The sequence below is a fragment of the Pseudomonas sp. URIL14HWK12:I6 genome (assembly GCF_000514195.1).
Lineage (GTDB): Bacteria > Pseudomonadota > Gammaproteobacteria > Pseudomonadales > Pseudomonadaceae > Aquipseudomonas > Aquipseudomonas putida_A.
On the sequence record NZ_AZVL01000013.1, the window covers coordinates 14,801 to 33,718 of the forward strand.

Consider the following 18,918-nt stretch of genomic DNA (forward strand, 5'->3'; position numbering starts at 1 on the left):
GCTCCCACAATTGGAGCGCTCTGTCCTGTGGGGGCAGTCTCACTCCCACAATTGGAACGCGCTCTCCTGTGGGAGCGGGCTTGCTCGCGAAGCTTTCAGGCTTTTAGAACTTCGTCTGTACCGCCAACTCAAAGGTGCGCGGCGTACCCAGATAGTAAGCCGGCGACACATGCGCAAACTCGGCATACACCTCGTTGGTCAGGTTGCGCACTCGGCCGGTGACGGTGGTGTGCGAGTCGACCTTGTAGCTGAGGAAGCTGCCGAACAGCGTGTACGACGGCACGGTCATGGTGTTCGCCGTGTCCGCATACACCGACGCCACATACCGCGCATCGACCCCAGCTTGCCATTGCGGCGAAAAATCGTAAGTCAGCCATAGATTGCCGACCCGATCCGGGACGTTGGTCGGTGTATTGCCCTTGCGTGAAACCACCGCACCGGCGGCGTTCTTTTCGGTGAAGTCATCGTACTGCGCATCGACCCAGGCGAAGTTGCCTTCGGCCAACAGCTTGTCGGTAATCCGCAGGGAACTGGCGATCTCGATGCCCTTCGAGGTTTGCTGCCCTACCGGGATGCTGCTGGTCGGATCCAGCGGATCAGTCACAGCGAAGTCCTTGCGCTCGATGGTGTAGGCGGCAACTGTCGCCGAGCCACGGCCATTCAGGTAGTCGAACTTGCTGCCGATTTCCCATTGCTTGCCGGTGGAAACATCGAAGTCCTGCGTGCCGTTCGGTTGTTCGGCGGCGGTACTGTATTGCACGTAGACATTGGCCGACGGGATGAACTGGTAGGTCAGGCCGACGCGCCCGGTGACCGGCTCCCAGCTGCGCTTGAGGTGTTTGGGGTTGGCGGCTGTCACCGTACGGTGGTTGGTCACGTCGAGGTCGATGTCGTCGTAACGCAGGCCGGTGAGCAACGCCAGTTTGTCGGTCAGTGCCAGACGGTTTTCCACGAACAGTGCCTTGGTGGTGACCTCGTTGGTCTTGTCGCTGATCAGTGCCGGGTTGGTGCCGGGAATATCGTAGAAATGCCCCGGACGGTAGTTGTTCGGATCCACCGTGCTTGCGCCTTTGATATTCAACGGCGAGTTGGTGGTCTGGTTGACCTTGTACTCGAAACCGCCGGACCAGGTGGTGTCGAGGCCGAACAGGGTGTTGTCGTGGCGCAGCTCGAACTGGTTGCCGTTCTGCTCACCCTGATGCCGCACTTGATAGGCGGTGGAGCGGTTCACCGCCGTGTTGTCGGCGTTGTACTGATAGGTTTCGAGGTTGCGGTAGTCGCGTTGGCTGTCGAGGTGATACAGCGTATTGCGCAGAGTGGTGCTGTCGTTGATCCGGTAATCGATGATCGAACGCACCCAGATCGTGCGCTGTTCGTAGCGCCCGTCATCGACGTTGTAGTTGTTGAAGCGATTGTGTTTGTCGATCTTCAACTCGCCGGCTTTGGGGTTGAGCACCGGCGTGCCCCAGTACGGGCTGTCTTCGTGTTCGTCCTGATATTCCAGGGCCAGGGTGTGCGACAGATCCGGCGTGAGGTCGCTGAGCAACGAGAACGCCACGCTCCAGGCATCGCGCTCCTGACGGTCGATGTAGCCGTTGCTGGTGTTGTGGCTGACATCGAGCCGCGCGTAGTGCTGCACGTCGGCGCTAGGGTCGGTCAGCGCGTGGTTGAGGCCGAACGCGGTTTCGGTGGTGTCGTAACTGCCGTAGCTGACGCGACCTTCGGCGGCTTGTTCGTCGCGGGTCGCCAGTTTGGTCACGTAGTTCAACGAGCCGCCGACCGAGCCTGCGCCGTTGATCAGCGAAGATGGGCCGCCCACCAGTTCGACTCGATCATAGATCCATGAATCCACCGGCCGGGCGAGGCCGCCGGAGACGGTGACGCCATTGAACATCTGGGTGATCTGGCTGCTGGTGAAACCGCGATAGGAGACGAATCCGCCAAAGCCTGGCGGCGCGCTGGCATTGACCCCAGGCAGGGTGTTGGCGGCGTCCTGAAAGTTTTGTGCGCCGTGGCGTTCGATGTCGTTGCGGTTGGCGACGGCCACCGAGGCCGGTGTGTCGCGCACGCTCAAGCCGAGGCGCGAGGCCATGCCGCTGGATTGATCGAGGCTCAGGCCTGGTTCGCTGGTGGATTCGCCGTCGATGGTGATCGGCGCCAGATCCACGGTGGATTGCGCCCAGGCGTTAAGGGACAGGCAGCCGCACAGGCTCGCCAGCAGAGGAATATGTTTCATTGTTGAATCCTGAATGCTTGTCTAGGAATCAGCGCACAGGCGAACGCCGCGCGTTGGCGCAGTGAGCTGAAAAATCAAAAAGGCAAAGACACTCAGGCGAGCGGCGGGGCGCGAGGGTTGGCCGAAGGCCAGGTGAAGCGGGCAGGAAGGTCGGCACTGACGATGGGCGCCAGCGGCGGGCTGTGTTGCTCGGGCAGAACCGCGAGGGTCAGGCTGGAGTTGAACGCCGGACCCATGCCGCCGCCGACCGAGCACAGCGGGCAGCCGAACGCCTTGGACAGGGTCGGCAATTGTTCTTCGCTGGGATTGCTGGTCTGTGGCGCTTGGGTGGCCGGGTCGACCGTACAGAACTGCCCGCCGATGCCGTTGAGCTGCATCCCGACCATTTGCCCGTGACCGATGCTGCAGGCGAACACGTTGAACAGGACGCAGCAGTAGAGCATCCAGGCCAGCAGTGAGCGATCGGAACGGGTGAATTTCATGGGGCGGCACTTTACCGTACCGCTGATCGGTCGTGCACTTCAAAAAATGCCGACTAGGATGTTTTGTTCAAATCCCTCGAAAGGATTCTTGACCATGACCTTTGTGTTGGCTCAATGGCTGGTGACGATATTCGCGGCAATCGCCCTGGTACACGTGTATTGGGCGCTGGGTGGGCAGTGGGCGGCGGTGGCGGCGGTACCGCAAGTGCCGGTGCAAGGACTGGTGGTGACGGTGCGACCGGCGTTCAAACCGTCAGGCTGGATCACCTTGCTGGTAGCGGCAGCATTACTGGTGATCGCCGCGCTGGTGTGCATGCGCGTCGGCTGGGGCATGCCGGCGGTGCATCACAAGGCGTTGCAATGGGTGATCAGTGCGATTGCGTTATTGATGTTCGCCCGGGCGATCGGCGATTCGAATCTGGTGGGGTTTTTCAAAGAAGTGAAGGGGTCGCGGTTTGCGCGACTGGATACCTGGGTGTATTCGCCGCTGTGTCTGGCGTTGGGGGCGGGGTTGTTGGCGGTGGCTTGGGTCTGACCCGGTTCATGTGTTGGCAGTACCGGCCTCTTCGCGAGCAAGCCCGCTCCCACATTTGGAATGCATTTCCCCTGTGGGAGCGGGCTTGCTCGCGAAGAGGCCAGTTCAGACACCCTGGATGTAGAAACTAACTACCACTCTCGGTGCGGCGACTACTCACCTCAGCCGGCACATCATCCCCGGCCATGCGCTTGCGGAACAACGCCGCCCGCGCCAGCAGCAACGTAGTCACCGGCACGGTAATCGCCAACAGAATCGGAATCAGCCAGGCATGCATCACCGGCCCGGACTTGAGTGCCGAAAAACAGATGATCGACGCCAGTGCCACACACCACGCGCCCAGTGTCGAGGCCAGCGCCGGCGGGTGCATGCGCTGGAAGTAATCCTTCATGCGCAGCAATCCGGTCGCGCCAATCAGTGCAAACACCCCGCTGAGCACCAGCAGGATCGCCACCGGAATCTCCACCCACAATGACAATTCAGCATTCATTCGATCACCTCGCCACGCAGCAGGAATTTCGCCAGCGCAAACGAGCCGACGAAGCCGAACAGCGCGATCAGCAGCGCCGCCTCGAAATAAGTGTCACTGGAATAACGAATGCCCAGGGTCAGCATCATCAGCATGGCGACGATGTACAGGTAATCCAGCGCGAGTACCCGATCCTGTGCCGACGGCCCCTTGAACAGGCGAATCAAGGTCAGAACCATCGCCAGCGAGAACAGGAACAGCGTCAGCAGAATCGCGTTCGACAGCAACGGGCTCATTCGAAAATCTCCATCAACGGCTGCTCGTAGGCAGTCTTGAAGTGGTGGATGAAGTGCGCCTCGTCATCCAGATCCCAAACATGCAGCAGCAGAATGCTGCGATCCAGCGCCAGCTCCGACCACACGGTGCCCGGCACCACGGTGCAGATCATCGCCAGCGCCGCCAGACCGTTGGCGTCGCGCAGGTCCAGCGGCACTTTGACGAAGCGCGAGCGCGGCGGGCGGCGACCGGCGTTGATCACGCCCCAGGCGACGATCAGGTTGGAGAGGATCACGTCACGACCGACCATCACGAACAGGCGCAAAATCGTCAGCGGACGGCGGATGCGCACCTGTTTCGGGCGCAGCTTGCGCATCATCAACGGTGCGGCGAACCCGAGGATTGCACCGAGCAGCAGGTTGCCCGGGCTGACGGAGAGGTTCAGCGTCAGCCACAAAACCCACAACGCCAGTGACAGCAATGGAGCCGGAAATACGCGCTTCATGGCTGCACCTCCAGCATCGCCGCTTTGGCTTCAGGGCTGGGCACGGCGCGGGTGCCGAGCACCGCCATCACGTATTGCTGCGGGTTGTTCAGCGCGTCGGCGGTGGCCTCGGTGTAACGCAGCAGCGGTTCGGCCTTGAAGGTCAGCGCGATACTCAGCCCCAGCAACAGGAAGATCGGTGCGCATTCGAGCTTGCGCAGCAGCGGCGAAGGACGCTCCTCGGGCGTCCAAAAACGCTGGATGCCCATGCGCGCGAATGCCATCAACGAGGCCAGCCCGGAGAGGATCAGCAACGCCAGCAACGCCCATGCAGCGTTCGAGATCGGCGCATCAGTACCCAGCCCCAACGGATTAAGCAGCGCACCGATCAGGTTGAGCTTGCCGATGAATCCGGACAGCGGCGGCATGCCGATGATCAGCAGCGCGCAGGCGATGAAGCTCAGGCCGAGAAACGCCATGGTCCACGGAATGACCTGGCCGACCACGGCTTTCTGTTCATCGTCGAGATTGATGCCCTTGGGCGGTTGCAGCGATTCCTGCGGACGCGGCAGCAACTCGCTTTCATCCTCCAGCGGGATTTCGTTGGCCGAACGCGAACGCTCGATCAACTCCGCCAGCAGGAACAGCGCACTCAGTGCCAGGGTCGAGCTGACCAGATAGAACAGCGCCGCGCCGATCAGGTTTGGCTGGGCGAAACCCACCGCCGACAACAGAATCCCCGCCGACACCAGAATGCTCAGGCTGGCCATGCGCTCCAGACGTTGTGCAGCCAGAATCGCCAGCGCCGCGCAGGCGATGGTCGCCATGCCGCCGTAGATCAGCCAGTCGCCACCGAAGAACGCCGAAGCCCCGGCCTGCCCAGAGAACAGCAGCGTCCACAGGCGCAGCAGGGTGTAGACGCCGACCTTGGTCATGATCGCGAACATCGCCGCCACCGGCGCACTGGCCGAGGAGTAGGCCGGCACCAGCCAGAAGTTCAGCGGCCACATGCCGGCCTTCGCCAGAAACGCCACCGCAAGAATCCCCGCGCCAGCATGCAGCAAGCCACGGTCGGCTTCCGGCACCAGCGGAATCTTCAGCGCCAGATCGGCCATGTTCAGCGTACCGGTGACGCCATAGATCAGCGCCGCGCCAATCAGAAACAGCGACGAGGCCAGCAGGTTGATCGAGATGTAATGCAGCCCCGACGATACCCGCGCCCGACCCGAACCGTGCAGCAACAGACCATAAGAGGCCGCGAGCAGCACTTCGAAGAACACGAACAGGTTGAACAGGTCGGCGGTAAGGAAGGCGCCGTACAGACCCATCAGTTGAATCTGGAACAACGCGTGGAAGCTCGACCCGGCGCCATCCCAACGCGCCATGGCAAACAGCAGGGCGCTGACGCCGATGATCCCGGTCAGCACCAGCATCAAGGCCGACAGGCGATCGACCACCAGCACGATGCCGAACGGCGCCTGCCAGTTGCCCGGCAGATACACGCCGATGGAACCGGGCACGCCGGTGGTTTGCGTCCACTGCAGCAGCATCACCGAAATGAACAGGCCGACGAGGCTGGAGAACAGATTGATTTTCGCCTTCAGCGGTCGGTGCTTTTCGCCGAGCATCAACATGATGGCGGCGGTCAGCAGCGGCAGCAGGATCGGTGCGGCGATCAGGTGAGTCATCGCCATCATTCCTTGGGCTCCCGGCCGTCGACGTGGTCGGTGCCGGTCAGGCCCCGCGACGCCAGCAGCACCACCAGGAACAGCGCGGTCATGGCGAAGCTGATGACGATCGCGGTCAGCACCAGGGCCTGCGGCAGCGGATCGGTGTAGTGCAGCAGGTCCTGGGTCACGCCGTCCTTGATCACCGGTTCTTTACCGATGAACAGGCTGCCCATGCTGAAGATGAACAGGTTGACCGCGTAGGACAGCAGGCACAGGCCCATGACCACCTGAAATGTCCGTGGCCGCAATACCAGCCACACACCGGACGCGGCGAGCACGCCGATGGCGATTGCGATGACTTCTTCCATCAGACGGCTCCTTTGCTGGCGACGGACTTGGGCAGCGATGCGGTCTTGTGACCCCGCACCGATTGGTGGGCGAGGGCGGTGAGGATCAGCAGTGTCGAGCCCACGACCACGGCGTACACGCCGATATCGAAGAACAGCGCGCTGGCGATATGGATCTCGCCCAGCAGCGGCAAGGCGAAATGCCAGGTGTGGGTGGTCAGGAACGGATAACCGACCGCCATCGCGCCGAGACCGGTGGCGGTGGCGAACAGCAGCCCGGTGCCCATCCAGCGCAGCGGTCGCAGGCTCATTTGCGCTTCGACCCACTGCGTGCCGGCGACCATGTATTGCAGGATGAACGCCACCGACATCACCAGTCCGGCGACGAAACCGCCGCCCGGCTGGTTGTGACCGCGCATGAACAGGTAGCACGACACCACCAGCGCAATCGGCAGCAACAAGCGCACCAGCACCGCTGGCACCATCATGAAGCCGAGTGCGGTGTCGCTGGCGCTGCGCGGGTTGACCAGATCGGTGACCACGTCCGGCGCGAGCAGGCGTTGCTGGGCCGGCAGTTGCAGGCTTTCTTTCGGCGGGCGGAAGCGGCGCAGCAGGGCGAACACGGTCAGCGCCACGGCCACCAGCACGGTGATTTCACCGAGGGTGTCGAAGCCGCGGAAGTCCACCAGCATCACGTTGACCACGTTGCTGCCACCGCCCTCGGGCATGGCCCGGCTGAGGTAGAACGAGGAAATGTCGTTGGGCGTCTGCCGGGTCAGCATCGCGTAGGACAACAGCGCCATGCCGGCGCCGACGGCAATCGACAGCAGCAAGTCGCGCAAGCGCCGCAACCGGGCCTTGCGCAGGCTCGACGGCAGTGGCGAGACTTCTTCGATGCGTCGCGGCAGCCAGCGCAGACCGAGCAGGATCAGCACCGTGGTCACCACTTCCACCGCCAGTTGCGTCAGGGCCAGATCCGGCGCCGAGAACCAGACGAAGGTCACGCAGGTCATCAACCCGCAGACGCTGACCATGGTCAGGGCGGCGAGACGGTGATACTTGGCCTGCCATGCGGCGCCGAGCGCGCAGGCGATTGCCAGCAGCCACAGGGTGACGAACACGATCGAACCCGGAATCTTCGGCCGGTCGCCCCAGCTCAGGCTGCTGTGCAACATCGGGATCAGGCCGGCGAGCACTGCCGCCAAGACCATCAGGAACAGTTGCATTTGCAGGCGGCGGGTGCCGAGTCGGCGTTCGACCCGACGGGCCATGCGCATCATCAGCACCAGACTGCGCTCGAACAGGCGCTTGCCGTTGAAGCGACCCACCAGCGGCGGGTATTTGAAGCGGCCCCGCTTGAGCTGGTTGCGCAGCAGCAGATAGACCACAATGCCGCCGGACATGGCGATCAGGCTCATGATCATCGGCGCGTTCAGACCGTGCCAGATCGCCAGGCTGTATTCCGGCAGCGTCCCGCCCACCACCGGCAGCGCGGCAGCCGCGAGCAGCGGGCCGACCACTTGCGCCGGGAAGATCCCGACGACCAGACAGGTGAACACCAGCAGCTCGACTGGCGCACGCATCCAGCGCGGCGGTTCGTGCGGGGTGTGCGGCAGGTCGGTGGCGGTAGGGCCGAAAAACACGTCGACGGTAAAGCGCAGCGAGTACGCGACGCTGAAGGTACCGGCGATGGTCGCGACAATCGGCAACGCTGCTTCGACCCACGCAGTGGCGTTGATGAACACGGTTTCGGCGAAGAACATTTCTTTCGACAGGAAGCCGTTGAGCAGTGGTACGCCGGCCATCGACGCGCTGGCGACCATGGCCAATGTCGCGGTGAACGGAATCAGTTTGATCAGGCCGCTGAGTTTGCGGATGTCACGGGTACCGCTTTCGTGGTCGATGATGCCCGCGGCCATGAACAGCGAGGCCTTGAAGGTCGCGTGGTTGAGAATGTGGAACACCGCGGCAACAGCTGCCAGCGGACTGTTCAGGCCCAGCAAAAGAGTAATCAGCCCGAGGTGGCTGATGGTCGAGTAGGCCAGCAGCCCCTTGAGATCGTTCTGGAACATTGCGCAGTAGGCGCCGAGCAACAACGTACACGCACCGGCGCCGCTGACGATGTAAAACCATTCTTCGCTGCCGGACAGCGACGGCCACAGGCGCGCAAGCAGGAACACCCCGGCCTTGACCATGGTCGCCGAGTGCAGATAAGCCGAAACCGGGGTGGGCGCCGCCATTGCGTGCGGCAGCCAGAAATGGAAGGGGAACTGCGCGCTTTTGCTGAGGGCGCCGATAAGGATGAGGGGAAGCAGGATAGGGTAGAGGGCATGTGCGCGAATCTGATCGCCGGCGGCCAGGACCTTGTCCAGGTCATAGCTGCCAACGACATGGCCGAGGATCATGACCCCCGCCAGCAGGCATAGTCCCCCGGCACCGGTGACCATCAGCGCCATATAAGCGCCACGCCGGGCATCCGAGCGGTGGTGCCAGTAGCCGATCAACAGGAACGAGAAGAGGCTGGTCAGCTCCCAGAAGAACACGATCTGGATCAGGTTGCCGGAGATCACCAGCCCGAGCATGGCGCCCATGAACGCCAGGAAAAAGGCGAAGAAGCGCGGCACCGGGTCGTCCGGCGACATGTAATAACGCGCATATAAAGAGACCAGAGCGCCGATGCCCAGCACCAGCAACGAGAACAACCAGGCGAAGCCGTCCATGCGCAGGACGAAATTCAAACCGAGGCTGGGCAGCCACATGAATTCTTCGCGGATCACCCCGCCGTGGGCGATTTGCGGGTACAACAGCGCGACCTGCACGGTGCCGATCAAAGCGACCAGACCTGCCAACAGGGATTCGGTATTACGCGCGTTGTGTGGCAGCACCGCTGCCAGACAGCTGCCAATGAATGGCAGAAGCAGTAGAACTATCAGGGACATAGGCTTCTAATCTGCGGAAGTTTGTGAAGCATCATACGTGCCAGCTCCCTGATTACCAAACGCCAGGATGTCTCAGAATCCTACAAAGTAGTCTGGAATTTTCTGTTTGGCATTGTTTCAGGTAGATGGATATTGCTTGGAATGGCCTCATCGCGAGCAGGCTCACTCCTACAGGGGAAACGCATTTCAATTGTAGGAGTGAGCCTGCTCGCGATAGCTACGGTTCAGGCACTAAAGATATTGCGGATTAACCTTGGGTCTCCCGCTCCAGCTCCGCGTCTTCTTCGACAACCTTACCCTTGGTCTTCAACTCGCTGACAATCACCGCCGCCACAATCAATCCCGCACCCACCAGCGCAATCGCCGGCAAGCGCTCCCCGGCAAGCCGCCCGACGATCCCGGCCCACACCGGTTCACCGGCGTAGATCAAGGTCGCCCGGGTCGGCGAAACGCTTTTCTGCGCCCAGTTCATCGCCACCTGAATTGCCGCACTCGCCGCGCCGAGACCCAGTGCGGTCACCAGCAAGGTCCAGGAAAAATCCGGAAGCGTTTCACCGGTCGGCACCACCAGCAGAAACGACAGCACCGAGGTCGCCGCCAGCTGCACCACGGTCACCCGGCGTACATCGACTTGACCGGCATAGGTGCTGATCAAAATGATCTCGGCGGCGATCGCGATGGCGCTGATCAGGGTGGCGATTTCGCCGGGGCTGAAGTTCAGCGCAGCCCCGGACGGCCCGGACAACAACATCAAACCGGTAAACGCCAGCATGATGCCGATGCTTGGCATCAACCCCGGACGACGGCCCAGCACCAGCCATTGCAGCAACGGCACGAAGGGCACGTACAGCGCGGTGATGAATGCCGACTGACTGCTCGGGATCGTTTGCAGACCAACCGTCTGCAAGCCGTAACCGAGCATGATCGCCACGCCGATGAACGATCCGGCCTTGAGCTCGAACAGGGTCAGTTCACGCAAGTGGCGCCAGGAGAACAGCGCGACAATGGCGGCCGCAGCGGCAAAGCGCAGGCCGACAAAGAACATCGGCCCACTGACGGTCATAGCGTGTTGCACCAGCAGGAACGTGCCGCCCCAGACCATGGTGATCAGCACTAGTACGCACTCGGCCTTGCTGAAGCGGGAGAAGCGGAGAGAGGTGGAAGATTCGTTCACTGACGTCATGACCTTGCGCACTATAAAAGGCAGGACGCACAATGCGCCCAACGTTGCGCAGTATACTGCCCAACCCCACCGAGTGAGCAATATAGTGCACAAAGATTCCAGCCAACGGGCGTCCGTCCTGCAACACGTCAGTCACAACGTCCGGCGCCTGCGCCACGCTGCCGACATGAGCCAGACCGCGCTGGCGGAAAAGTCCGGCGTCAGTCGGCGCATGCTGGTGGCGATCGAGGCCGGGGAAAAGAATGTCAGCCTGACCACCCTCGATCGCGTTGCCGAAGCGCTCGACGTGGCCTTCAGCGACCTGATCCAGGCCCCAGACGCACGCGATACCAGCCGCATCAACGAGGTGGCGTGGGCCGGCGTGATTCCCGGGAGCAAAGCGGTACTGCTATCCAAGGCCACCGCCACCCGTGAAGTCGAACAGTGGGAATGGTGTCTGCAACCGGGCGAGGTCTATCCGTCGCAACCCGACGCCGATGGCTGGAGCGAGCAGATTTATGTGTTCGAAGGTTGCCTGACGCTAACGATTGGCGACGTGGCCAACACCATTTCCGCCGGTGAGTTTTTCATGTTTGCCAGCAACCAGCCCCATGGCTATCGCAATGACGGGCCGGTAGCGGTGCGCTTTGTGCGCAATGTGGTGATTTGAATGAGTCAGAACGCAGACATCCTGATCATCGGCGGTGGCCTCAGCGGCACGATGCTGGCCGTGCAATTGCTGCGACTGCCCGGCCAGCGTCGGATCCTGATCATCGAACCGCGCGCCGAACTCGGTCGCGGTGAAGCTTACAGCGCCGTTGAACTGGGCCACACGCTCAACGGCAATGCGGCGCGCATGAGTGTCGACCCCGATAACCCCGATGACCTGACTCAATGGCTGACCGCGCACATCGCTGCCGGTGGCTGGCCGGAATCTGTCGAGCAGAATGTGCCAATCAGTGAGCTGTTCCCTCCACGCGGGCTGTTTGGCGTTTATGTGCAGCAGCGTCTGGCCGAGGCGCGCGTCGTTGGTGCGCAGCATGGTTCGACCGTCGAGCACGTTCGCGCTGAAGTCGTCGATCTGCAAACTGATGCGGATTCGGTGCAAATGAGCTTGAGCAATGGGCAGACTCTGCGCGGCGCCTATGCCGTGCTCGCTACGGGCATGTTCCCCGCCGCGCGCACGCCGCAGAAAGAGTCCAGCGGCCTGAACGCCGCAGCGCTTGATCCGTGGGATGTCGCCGCCATGCGTCAGCTCGATCCGCAGTCGACTGTGCTGATCATCGGCTCCGGCCTGACCATGGTCGATGCCGTGGTTTCACTGGAGCAGGCCGGGCATCGCGGGCCGATCGAAGTGTTTTCCCGTCACGGACTGTTGCCCCATGTGCGTCGGCAACCGACGGCGTGGGTGGATTTTCTTGCCGAAGATCAGAGCATTCGCACACCTCGACAGTTGTTGCGCGAGCTGCGCAGGCATTGCCGCGAGGCGATCGCTCAGGGCATCGACTGGCAGGCGCCGCTGGACACGGTGCGGGCCCATATCGGACGGCTGTGGAGTCAGGCGACTGACGTGCAGCGTCGACAATTCGTACGCCATGTGCGGCCGTGGTGGGAGAGTCATCATCACCGGTCGCCGCCGCTGAGTGCAGCATTGGTTGAGCGCTTGCACAACGAAGGACGGTTGCGGATTCAGGCGGCGTCGTTCAAAGGGCTTGAGCCGATGACGGGCGAGGGTGTGAGCATTCGAATTCGGCGTCGCGGCGAGGCGCAAACCTGTGTGGTGCAAGGTGCAGCGCTGATCAATTCCAGTGGCATCGAGTACGACTGGCGCCGCGTCGCGCGCCCGCTGCCGCAGCAGTTGCTGGCGCGTGGGCTGGTGCGTCCGGGGCCGTTGGCGTTGGGGATTGCAGCGGCGGTGGACGGTGCGGTGCTAGATGCTGAAGGGCAGGCCGGCAGCCGACTGTTCGCGATGGGGCCACCGCTGCGCGGGATGTGGTGGGAGAGCACGGCGGTGACGGATGTGGCGTTGCAGGCCAAGGCATTGGCGGCGCGATTGGCGGGATAAGGTTGAGGGTGGTCTTTCGCGATCAGGCTCGCTCCCACAGGGGACTCCGCTTGGAAATACCCTGCGCCGCCACACACCAGAACCTGTGGGAGCGGGCTTGCTCGCGAAGAGGCCGTGTCAGTCAACATCAATGTTGCCTGAAACACCGCTTTCGTGAGCAAGCCCGCTCCCACATTAGGGGATGTGGTGCCCGGAAAAGTTACGCCACCACGCGATAGCACGGCACATACGCCGCGCCGCCCGGCAGTTTCATCCGGTGCTGGGCGACGAAGGCTTTGAGCAGCGCGTCGAGCGGTTGCATGATCGCCGCGTCACCACGGATCTGGTACGGCCCGTGCTCTTCGATCAAGCGGATGCCCTTGTCCTTGACGTTGCCGGCGACAATCCCGGAGAACGCGCGGCGCAGGTTGGCGGCCAGTTCGTGGGGCGGCTGGTCGCGGTGCAGCTTGAGGTTGGCCATGTTCTCGTGGGTCGGATCGAACGGGCGCTGGAAGCTTTCGTCGATCTTCAGCAGCCAGTTGAAGTGGAACGCGTCGTTGCGCTCGCGGCGGAACTGCTTAACCGCTTTGAGGCCGGCAGTCATCTGCCGGGCGACTTCGGCCGGGTCGTCGATGATGATCTCGTAGTGCTGCTTCGCCGCATCGCCGAGGGTGGCGGTGACGAAGGCATCAAGCTGTTCCAGATACGGCGCGGCATGTTTCGGCCCGGTCAGGATCACCGGGAACGGCAGGCCGGCGTTGTCCGGGTGCATCAGGATGCCCAGCAGGTACAGGAACTCTTCGGCGGTGCCGGCGCCGCCCGGGAAGATGATGATGCCGTGGCCGACACGCACGAACGCTTCAAGACGTTTTTCGATGTCCGGCAGGATCACCAGCTCATTGACGATCGGGTTCGGCGCCTCGGCGGCGATGATCCCCGGCTCGGTCAGGCCGAGGTAGCGCCCACCGTGGATGCGCTGCTTGGCATGGGCGATGGTCGCGCCCTTCATCGGGCCTTTCATCACGCCGGGGCCGCAACCGGTGCAGATGTCGAGGCTGCGCAGGCCCAGTTCGTGGCCGACTTTCTTGGTGTATTTGTATTCTTCGGTGTTGATCGAGTGACCGCCCCAGCACACGACGATTTTCGGCTCGACACCCGGACGCAAGGTGCGCGCGTTGCGCAGTAGGTGGAACACGTAGTCGCTGATACCTTGCGAGGTGCTGAGGTCGATGCGTTGGCTGTCGAGTTCGTTTTCGGTGTAGACGATGTCACGCAGGGCGCTGAACAGCATCTCGCGGGTGCTGGCAATCATTTCGCCGTCGACGAAGGCGTCGGCCGGGGCGTTCAGCAGTTCGAGGCGCACGCCGCGGTCTTGCTGGTGAATGCGGATTTCGAAATCCTTGTAGGCTTCGAGGATGGTCTTGGCGTTGTCGACATGCGCGCCGGTGTTGAGGATGGCCAGGGCGCACTGGCGGAAGAGGGTGTAGGTGCTGCCGGAGCCGGCTTCGCTCAGTTGCTGAACTTCACGTTGAGAAAGGGTTTCCAGGCTGCCTTTCGGGCTGACCGAGGCGTTGATTACGTGTCGTTGGGTCATGCAATGATCCTTAAAACGATGTCATTCCAATGGCAGGCAAATGGCATCCGAATAGTGTGTATCCATGAATGAAGATGGCACGATCTGCGCTGTACCGCCATGTCCCCGTTGGACGCTGAAAAGATGAAAAGGGCCCCCAGCATAGCTAAATCCCCGAGAGAGGCGATAATGCGCAGCGAGTTTTTTCCGTTGCCCTTTTTATCGCTCAAGGAAGTCATGCCTGATGTTCGAGATCCAGCCGATGGACCCAGCAACGTTTCGCCAGCAGACCCGCCGCAGCACGTTGATCATTGCCGTGCTGTTCCTGGTGCTGGCGATGGTGCTTTCGACGGCGGCAGTGGCGCTGTTCGGCGAGCCCGGCGGCGATAACCTGCGGTTCAATGTCGGCGGGGTGTTCGTGGCGTTTCTGCTGACAGCGGCGCTGATGCGCGGGCAGTTCTGGCAGCAGGCGTGGATGGCCCCGGCGGTTTATAGCTGGCGGCTCAAGCGCAGCCTGATGAGCGTGACCAACGTGATGCATCAGGTGACCGCTGCGGTGGAACAGAACGATCCGACCGCGATGAAGGTGCTGCGCTTCTATCATCTGGGGCTGACCCAGATGCACGAACTGGACGGTAACTCCAGCGATCATGCGCAGTTGCGCCGGGAAGTCGAAGCGCACAAGGAGCGGATGCAGGCACTGGGTCTGGAGATCGACCAGAAGCGCCTGGATCCAGCCTGGCTGGAAACCTTGAAACCCGCCGCGCGTTAAAACGGAATACGGCTGGCGCGGCGCAGTTTCCACGCACGGGCCAGACGCCCGTAGACCAGCAGGTTGATCACCAGCACCACGCTGCCCAGCGCCAACTGGATCTGCGGCGTCAGACCTGCGGGGTAGATGATCGGCCAGATGTAGTGCTCGATGAAGCCGCCGGCGTATTCGGTCTGCCCGGCGGCGTGGCGCATCAGGTTTTCCCAGTAGGTCAACGGACAGGTCAGGTGCAACACCTCGACCGCCACGCCCCATGCAGCGGCCGGCAGATGCAGCCACATCAGGCGTGGCCACTTGAGCACCAGCAGCCCGCCGAACAGCACAAACAGAATGAATGACAGATGGAACAGCACCAGCCCGTCGGCTGCGATTCGGTACAGCATGTCGTCTCCCTGACGTGGTTGTGAAGGCCTCCATGGTACGCCGACAGCGACGCTGGGGCGCTGCGATTTAGCGCAAGTGCGCAAGATTGTTCAAGCCACGAAGGGGCACTTGCTGGCAGAGTCTGCGACCGTTTCCTCGGTTGAAGAGCGTTATGTCTGACTCACTTATGCCGCGCCGTGCGTTTCTTCGCGGCGCTGCGGCGATCATGCCGTTATCACTGGCGACGGCGCCGTGGGGGCTGCTGGCCGGCTCCATGGCGATCGAAGCCAATCTCACGCCGTTACAGGGGCAGGGCCTGTCGAGCATCGTGTTTGCAGGGGCCGCGCAACTGGTGGCGATCGGTATGCTCAAGGGGGGTGCCGGGATTTTCTCGATCCTGCTGACCACGCTGTTGCTGACCTCGCAGCATTTGTTGTACGGGATGAGCATGCGCTCAGTGATTTCGCCGCTGCCCGGGCGCTGGCGCATCGGCCTGGGCTTTTTGCTCACCGATGAGCTGTTCGCCCTGACCAGTCAGCATGACCGTCAGCAGTTCAACCGCTGGTACGCCTTGGGCGTCGGCCTGACGTTCTATATCGCCTGGAACCTGTTCACCCTGGCCGGCATCGTGTTGGGCAGCAGCATTCCGGGGCTTGAGCACTTGGGGCTGGATTTCTCGATTGCCGCCACTTTCATCGCATTGATCACCCCGGTGGTGCGTAACGTGCCGACCGTGGTGTGTGTGGCGGTGTCGCTGTTCTGCTCGGTGCTGTTCAGTTATTGGCAGTGGGGCTCGGCACTGGTGTTGTCGGGCCTGGCGGGGATGACCGCAGGATTTGTCTGCAACAAGCTGTATCGGGGGCGCACATGATGGTCTGGGCAGTGATTTTCGGCATGGGGATTCTGGTGTTCCTCAACCGTTACGTGTTTCTCGAACCGCGCCTGCCGCTGCGTTTGAGCAGCAACGCACGGCAGTTTCTCGGGTTTGCCGTACCGGGAATGCTCACGGCGATCTGCGGGCCGATCGTGTTCATGCCGGACAAACAGTTGAATCTGCAGTGGGATAATCCTTATTTACTGAGTTCGCTCGTAGCGATCGGGCTGGTGCTGTACACCCGCAATACCTTGCTCAGCATGCTCTTGAGCATGGCGTTTTTCTTTTTGCTGCGCTGGTGGTTGTAAGTTGCCGGGAAAAAACTGTTCTACGCTGGTTGGATGACTATTTTCGACAAGTCGAGGTGCACATGACGACCGAGCAAAAGCGTCCTGATGAAGACGAAGAAGTAGACGAGCCCAGCGAAGAAGAAATCGAGCGTGAGAAACGCAAGGAACAGACGTGGAAGCACGACGATGGCAAGGAACTTACCGGGCCTGATATGAAGCTCTGAGAGCAATCTGCAAAAAGCCCCGCAACAGCGGGGCTTTTTGTTGTTCAGAGGTCTTCCAGCGACGGGAAGTCCGGATGTGACGCCCGATAGCCCAGGGTCTTGTCGATCCATGCATTGAGCTCGTTGACCATCACCGGTGGGTGGCCGGGATAGCCTTCGAGAGTCGTGCGCAGGATGCGTTCGATGTCCGGCACTGAACGCAGGTTTCGGGTCTTGATGTAGTGGCCGATAAAACAGTCGAGTTGAAAGCGTTCTGTCATGGACAGATAGATACACTCCAGGCCGTTGGCCTGTTTGATTGCAAAATCGTCGCGCAACTTAGTTCTCTGCAAGGCTTGTTAAAGTTGTAGGGGATTCCTGGTTTTGCTGACTCTTTGGTCAACTGGTATGCCAAATGGAAATGCGGCGCGCATGCTATCCGTAGTGCATGTAAATGTATGTATGACGGTTGAAATGTCAGACAGGCGGTTAGTTCGCTCAAACGACTGTTTTTCTCGGGCTGTCTCAACAATGAAACACCAGCTGTAACGATCTTGCGTCAACTACAAGGTAGACGCGTGAGAACGTGGATCTTTAAGCCACTTCTTCAATCAGCCCTGCACCCTGATTGCGTGAATTGCCGACTGCCTTGCCGACTTTGTGCCAGGCGAAGGCATCACTGGGTTCGCCTTCAAACAGGAGCATCTGTTCGGCGCGTTCAACAGACGTGGCGCTGTCGAGCCACTCGGCAGCCATGTCAGCGCGAAAGACCACGGGTCTTCGATCATGGATATCGAGCAGGCCGCCGACGCTGTCGGCGGTGATGATCACAAAACCGCCGTCGTCCCGGCCATCGCTGCCGGGTGTTGGAAACTGTCCGATGGCCGCACAGAAAATCGGCCCGTGATCGGCACGACGGATCAGCCACGGCTGTCGGGTTTTGTCCGGGCCGTCGACCCATTCGAACCAGTTGTCGACCGGCACGATCAACCGATGACGCCAGATCGCCCGGAAGAACGGCCCATGGGCGACTTTCTCCACGCGCGCGTTGATTGGCGCCGCGCGGTCCTTGGCCCAGTGCGGGCGCCAGCCCCAGCGCAGGTTGTCGGCATACAGGCGTTGATCATGTTGATGGAGCACCGCGAGTGACGTGGTCGGCGCCGCGTTGTATCGCTCCAGCGCAGCGTCGCCGACGTGATTGATCAGCGCATCGGGAATGCTCAGCACCGCGACAAAGTCGTGAATGCCGCGGTACTGCGAGAGTCTTCCGCACATGCGCCGAATCTCTGGATGGACGCTTTCAGCATAGTTGGCTCTGGCCAATCAATCCTGCGCCTCCTGACCGGTGAAGGTGTCGCGCCAGATCAGCCAGCGGCGTTCCAGCACCGCGAGCAAACCGTCGCTGAGTTTGCCGAGCAAGGCGAGCACGATGATCGCCGCCAGCACGATGTCCGGCCGCGAGGTTTCGCGGCCGTCGCTGAGCAGATAACCGAGGCCCTTGGTCGCGGCGATCAGCTCGGCGGCCACCAGAAACATCCACGCCAGACTCATGCCGCTGCGCAGTCCGGTGAACAGGCCGGGCAGGGCGGCGGGCAGCAGAATCCGCCGCACCAGTTGCCAGCGGCTGAAGCCATAGATACGTCCGACCTCGACCAGTTTGCGATCGATGTTGCGAATCGCCGCGACCACGTTGACGTACACCGGAAAGAACGCGCCGATGGCGATCAGCACGATCTTCGAGGTTTCATCGATGCCCAGCCACAGCAGCAACAGCGGCACCCAGGCCAGACTCGGAATCGAACGCAGCGCGGCGAACGTCGGTTCCAGATACGCCTCGGCCTCACGGCTCAGGCCGACCCAGGCGGCGAACACCAGCGCAAGGCTGGCGCCAATTGCAAAACCGAGCAACACCCGCAACAGGCTGGCGCTGATGTGTTTCCACAGGGCGCCTTCGGCGAGGTCGGTGAGGGTCAGGGCGATCTCGCTGGGCGCCGGCATTTGATAGGACGGAAGCCAGCCGAGACGCACGATGAACTCCAGGGCGACCACGATCAGCAGCGGCAGGGCCAGACCTTTCAGGCGCCGGCGCCATGTCGGGTTGAGAGATGAAGGACGCGGCCTCGGCAAGCTGCGAGGCGGCGCGGGCAGTTCGTTACTGCGAGTGCTCATACGTGGGCTCCGCTCACAGCGAATCCGCGC

21 protein-coding genes are annotated in these 18,918 nt (G+C 61.8%); 7 read left to right on the forward strand and 14 right to left on the reverse strand.

All coding sequences use genetic code 11. The annotated features are described in order from the left end of the window. Positions 1–103 precede the first annotated feature (103 nt). Together H043_RS0117755 and H043_RS0117760 are read right to left on the reverse strand one after the other, a co-directional pair. Entirely contained in the window at positions 104–2,236 is a 2,133-nt protein-coding gene (locus tag H043_RS0117755) for a TonB-dependent siderophore receptor (RefSeq protein WP_027612964.1), read from the reverse strand. 92 nt (positions 2,237–2,328) lie between these two features. Next, positions 2,329–2,718, reverse strand: coding sequence for a DUF2946 domain-containing protein (locus H043_RS0117760; protein WP_027612965.1), 390 nt, complete (start codon positions 2,716–2,718; stop codon positions 2,329–2,331). 94 nt (positions 2,719–2,812) lie between these two features. On the opposite strand from H043_RS0117760, the gene H043_RS0117765 reads away from it, so the two are divergent. Continuing rightward, positions 2,813–3,253 carry a DUF3995 domain-containing protein gene (locus tag H043_RS0117765; RefSeq protein ID WP_027612966.1) on the forward strand — a complete coding sequence of 147 codons (441 nt, stop codon included), beginning with the start codon at positions 2,813–2,815 and terminating at the stop codon, positions 3,251–3,253. A 127-nt stretch (positions 3,254–3,380) separates the two neighbouring features. On the opposite strand, the gene H043_RS0117770 is transcribed toward H043_RS0117765, so the two are convergent. The 7 genes from H043_RS0117770 to H043_RS0117800 all read right to left on the reverse strand — a co-directional run bounded on the left by H043_RS0117770 (position 3,381) and on the right by H043_RS0117800 (position 10,621). Further along, a complete protein-coding gene (locus H043_RS0117770) occupies positions 3,381–3,743 on the reverse strand; it encodes a Na+/H+ antiporter subunit G (RefSeq protein WP_027612967.1) in 363 nt (120 codons plus the stop codon). Beyond that, on the reverse strand, positions 3,740–4,018 hold the full coding sequence (locus H043_RS0117775; protein WP_003225959.1) for a K+/H+ antiporter subunit F: 279 nt from the start codon (positions 4,016–4,018) through the stop codon (positions 3,740–3,742). The genes H043_RS0117770 and H043_RS0117775 overlap by 4 nt, the downstream gene beginning before the upstream one ends. After that, the gene (locus H043_RS0117780) at positions 4,015–4,503 is read right to left on the reverse strand and encodes a Na+/H+ antiporter subunit E (RefSeq protein ID WP_027612968.1); all 489 of its coding nucleotides are present in this window, start codon (positions 4,501–4,503) and stop codon (positions 4,015–4,017) included. The genes H043_RS0117775 and H043_RS0117780 overlap by 4 nt, the downstream gene beginning before the upstream one ends. Further along, positions 4,500–6,179: a monovalent cation/H+ antiporter subunit D gene (locus tag H043_RS0117785; protein WP_027612969.1), complete on the reverse strand. Its 1,680-nt coding sequence runs from the start codon at positions 6,177–6,179 to the stop codon at positions 4,500–4,502. The genes H043_RS0117780 and H043_RS0117785 overlap by 4 nt, the downstream gene beginning before the upstream one ends. Beyond that, positions 6,176–6,520, reverse strand: coding sequence for a Na+/H+ antiporter subunit C (locus H043_RS0117790; protein ID WP_003225953.1), 345 nt, complete (start codon positions 6,518–6,520; stop codon positions 6,176–6,178). The genes H043_RS0117785 and H043_RS0117790 overlap by 4 nt, the downstream gene beginning before the upstream one ends. Continuing rightward, positions 6,520–9,438, reverse strand: coding sequence for a monovalent cation/H+ antiporter subunit A (locus H043_RS0117795; RefSeq protein ID WP_027612970.1), 2,919 nt, complete (start codon positions 9,436–9,438; stop codon positions 6,520–6,522). Before H043_RS0117795 ends, H043_RS0117790 begins: the two co-directional genes overlap by 1 nt. Before the next feature lie 247 nt (positions 9,439–9,685). Next, complete coding sequence (locus H043_RS0117800; protein WP_027612971.1) at positions 9,686–10,621, reverse strand: DMT family transporter; 936 nt, start codon at positions 10,619–10,621, stop codon at positions 9,686–9,688. Between the two features lie 85 nt (positions 10,622–10,706). Here H043_RS0117800 and H043_RS0117805 point away from each other — a divergent pair, with 85 nt between their 5' ends. Next, a complete protein-coding gene (locus tag H043_RS0117805) occupies positions 10,707–11,270 on the forward strand; it encodes a helix-turn-helix domain-containing protein (RefSeq protein ID WP_027612972.1) in 564 nt (187 codons plus the stop codon). Further along, complete coding sequence (locus tag H043_RS0117810; RefSeq protein ID WP_027612973.1) at positions 11,271–12,665, forward strand: FAD/NAD(P)-binding protein; 1,395 nt, start codon at positions 11,271–11,273, stop codon at positions 12,663–12,665. It abuts the gene before it with no gap. Between the two features lie 199 nt (positions 12,666–12,864). On the opposite strand, the gene ppnN is transcribed toward H043_RS0117810, so the two are convergent. After that, positions 12,865–14,238 carry a nucleotide 5'-monophosphate nucleosidase PpnN gene (gene ppnN, locus H043_RS0117815; RefSeq protein ID WP_027612974.1) on the reverse strand — a complete coding sequence of 458 codons (1,374 nt, stop codon included), beginning with the start codon at positions 14,236–14,238 and terminating at the stop codon, positions 12,865–12,867. A 223-nt stretch (positions 14,239–14,461) separates the two neighbouring features. Between ppnN and H043_RS0117825 the strand changes: the two genes are divergently transcribed. After that, a complete protein-coding gene (locus H043_RS0117825; RefSeq protein WP_027612975.1) occupies positions 14,462–14,989 on the forward strand; it encodes a DUF3087 domain-containing protein in 528 nt (175 codons plus the stop codon). Here the strand turns inward: H043_RS0117825 and H043_RS0117830 are convergent. Further along, a complete protein-coding gene (locus tag H043_RS0117830) occupies positions 14,986–15,372 on the reverse strand; it encodes a DUF2784 domain-containing protein (protein WP_027612976.1) in 387 nt (128 codons plus the stop codon). The two genes, H043_RS0117825 and H043_RS0117830, sit on opposite strands and share 4 nt — an antisense overlap. Positions 15,373–15,524: 152 nt before the next feature. Between H043_RS0117830 and H043_RS0117835 the strand changes: the two genes are divergently transcribed. The 3 genes from H043_RS0117835 to H043_RS30445 all read left to right on the forward strand — a co-directional run bounded on the left by H043_RS0117835 (position 15,525) and on the right by H043_RS30445 (position 16,740). Next, the gene (locus tag H043_RS0117835) at positions 15,525–16,223 is read left to right on the forward strand and encodes an AzlC family ABC transporter permease (RefSeq protein WP_027612977.1); all 699 of its coding nucleotides are present in this window, start codon (positions 15,525–15,527) and stop codon (positions 16,221–16,223) included. After that, positions 16,223–16,534 (forward strand): AzlD domain-containing protein, encoded by a 312-nt coding sequence (locus H043_RS0117840; RefSeq protein WP_166497451.1) that lies wholly within the window; start codon positions 16,223–16,225, stop codon positions 16,532–16,534. The genes H043_RS0117835 and H043_RS0117840 overlap by 1 nt, the downstream gene beginning before the upstream one ends. A gap of 62 nt (positions 16,535–16,596) precedes the next feature. Next, positions 16,597–16,740 carry a hypothetical protein gene (locus tag H043_RS30445; protein WP_177325641.1) on the forward strand — a complete coding sequence of 48 codons (144 nt, stop codon included), beginning with the start codon at positions 16,597–16,599 and terminating at the stop codon, positions 16,738–16,740. A 44-nt stretch (positions 16,741–16,784) separates the two neighbouring features. On the opposite strand, the gene H043_RS0117850 is transcribed toward H043_RS30445, so the two are convergent. The 3 genes from H043_RS0117850 to H043_RS0117860 all read right to left on the reverse strand — a co-directional run bounded on the left by H043_RS0117850 (position 16,785) and on the right by H043_RS0117860 (position 18,888). After that, a complete protein-coding gene (locus H043_RS0117850) occupies positions 16,785–17,057 on the reverse strand; it encodes a hypothetical protein (RefSeq protein ID WP_027612979.1) in 273 nt (90 codons plus the stop codon). A 256-nt stretch (positions 17,058–17,313) separates the two neighbouring features. After that, complete coding sequence (locus H043_RS0117855) at positions 17,314–17,994, reverse strand: SOS response-associated peptidase (protein ID WP_027612980.1); 681 nt, start codon at positions 17,992–17,994, stop codon at positions 17,314–17,316. Positions 17,995–18,042: 48 nt separating this feature from the next. Beyond that, positions 18,043–18,888, reverse strand: a complete 846-nt coding sequence (locus H043_RS0117860; protein ID WP_027612981.1) for an ABC transporter permease — start codon at positions 18,886–18,888, stop codon at positions 18,043–18,045. Positions 18,889–18,918: the final 30 nt, after the last annotated feature.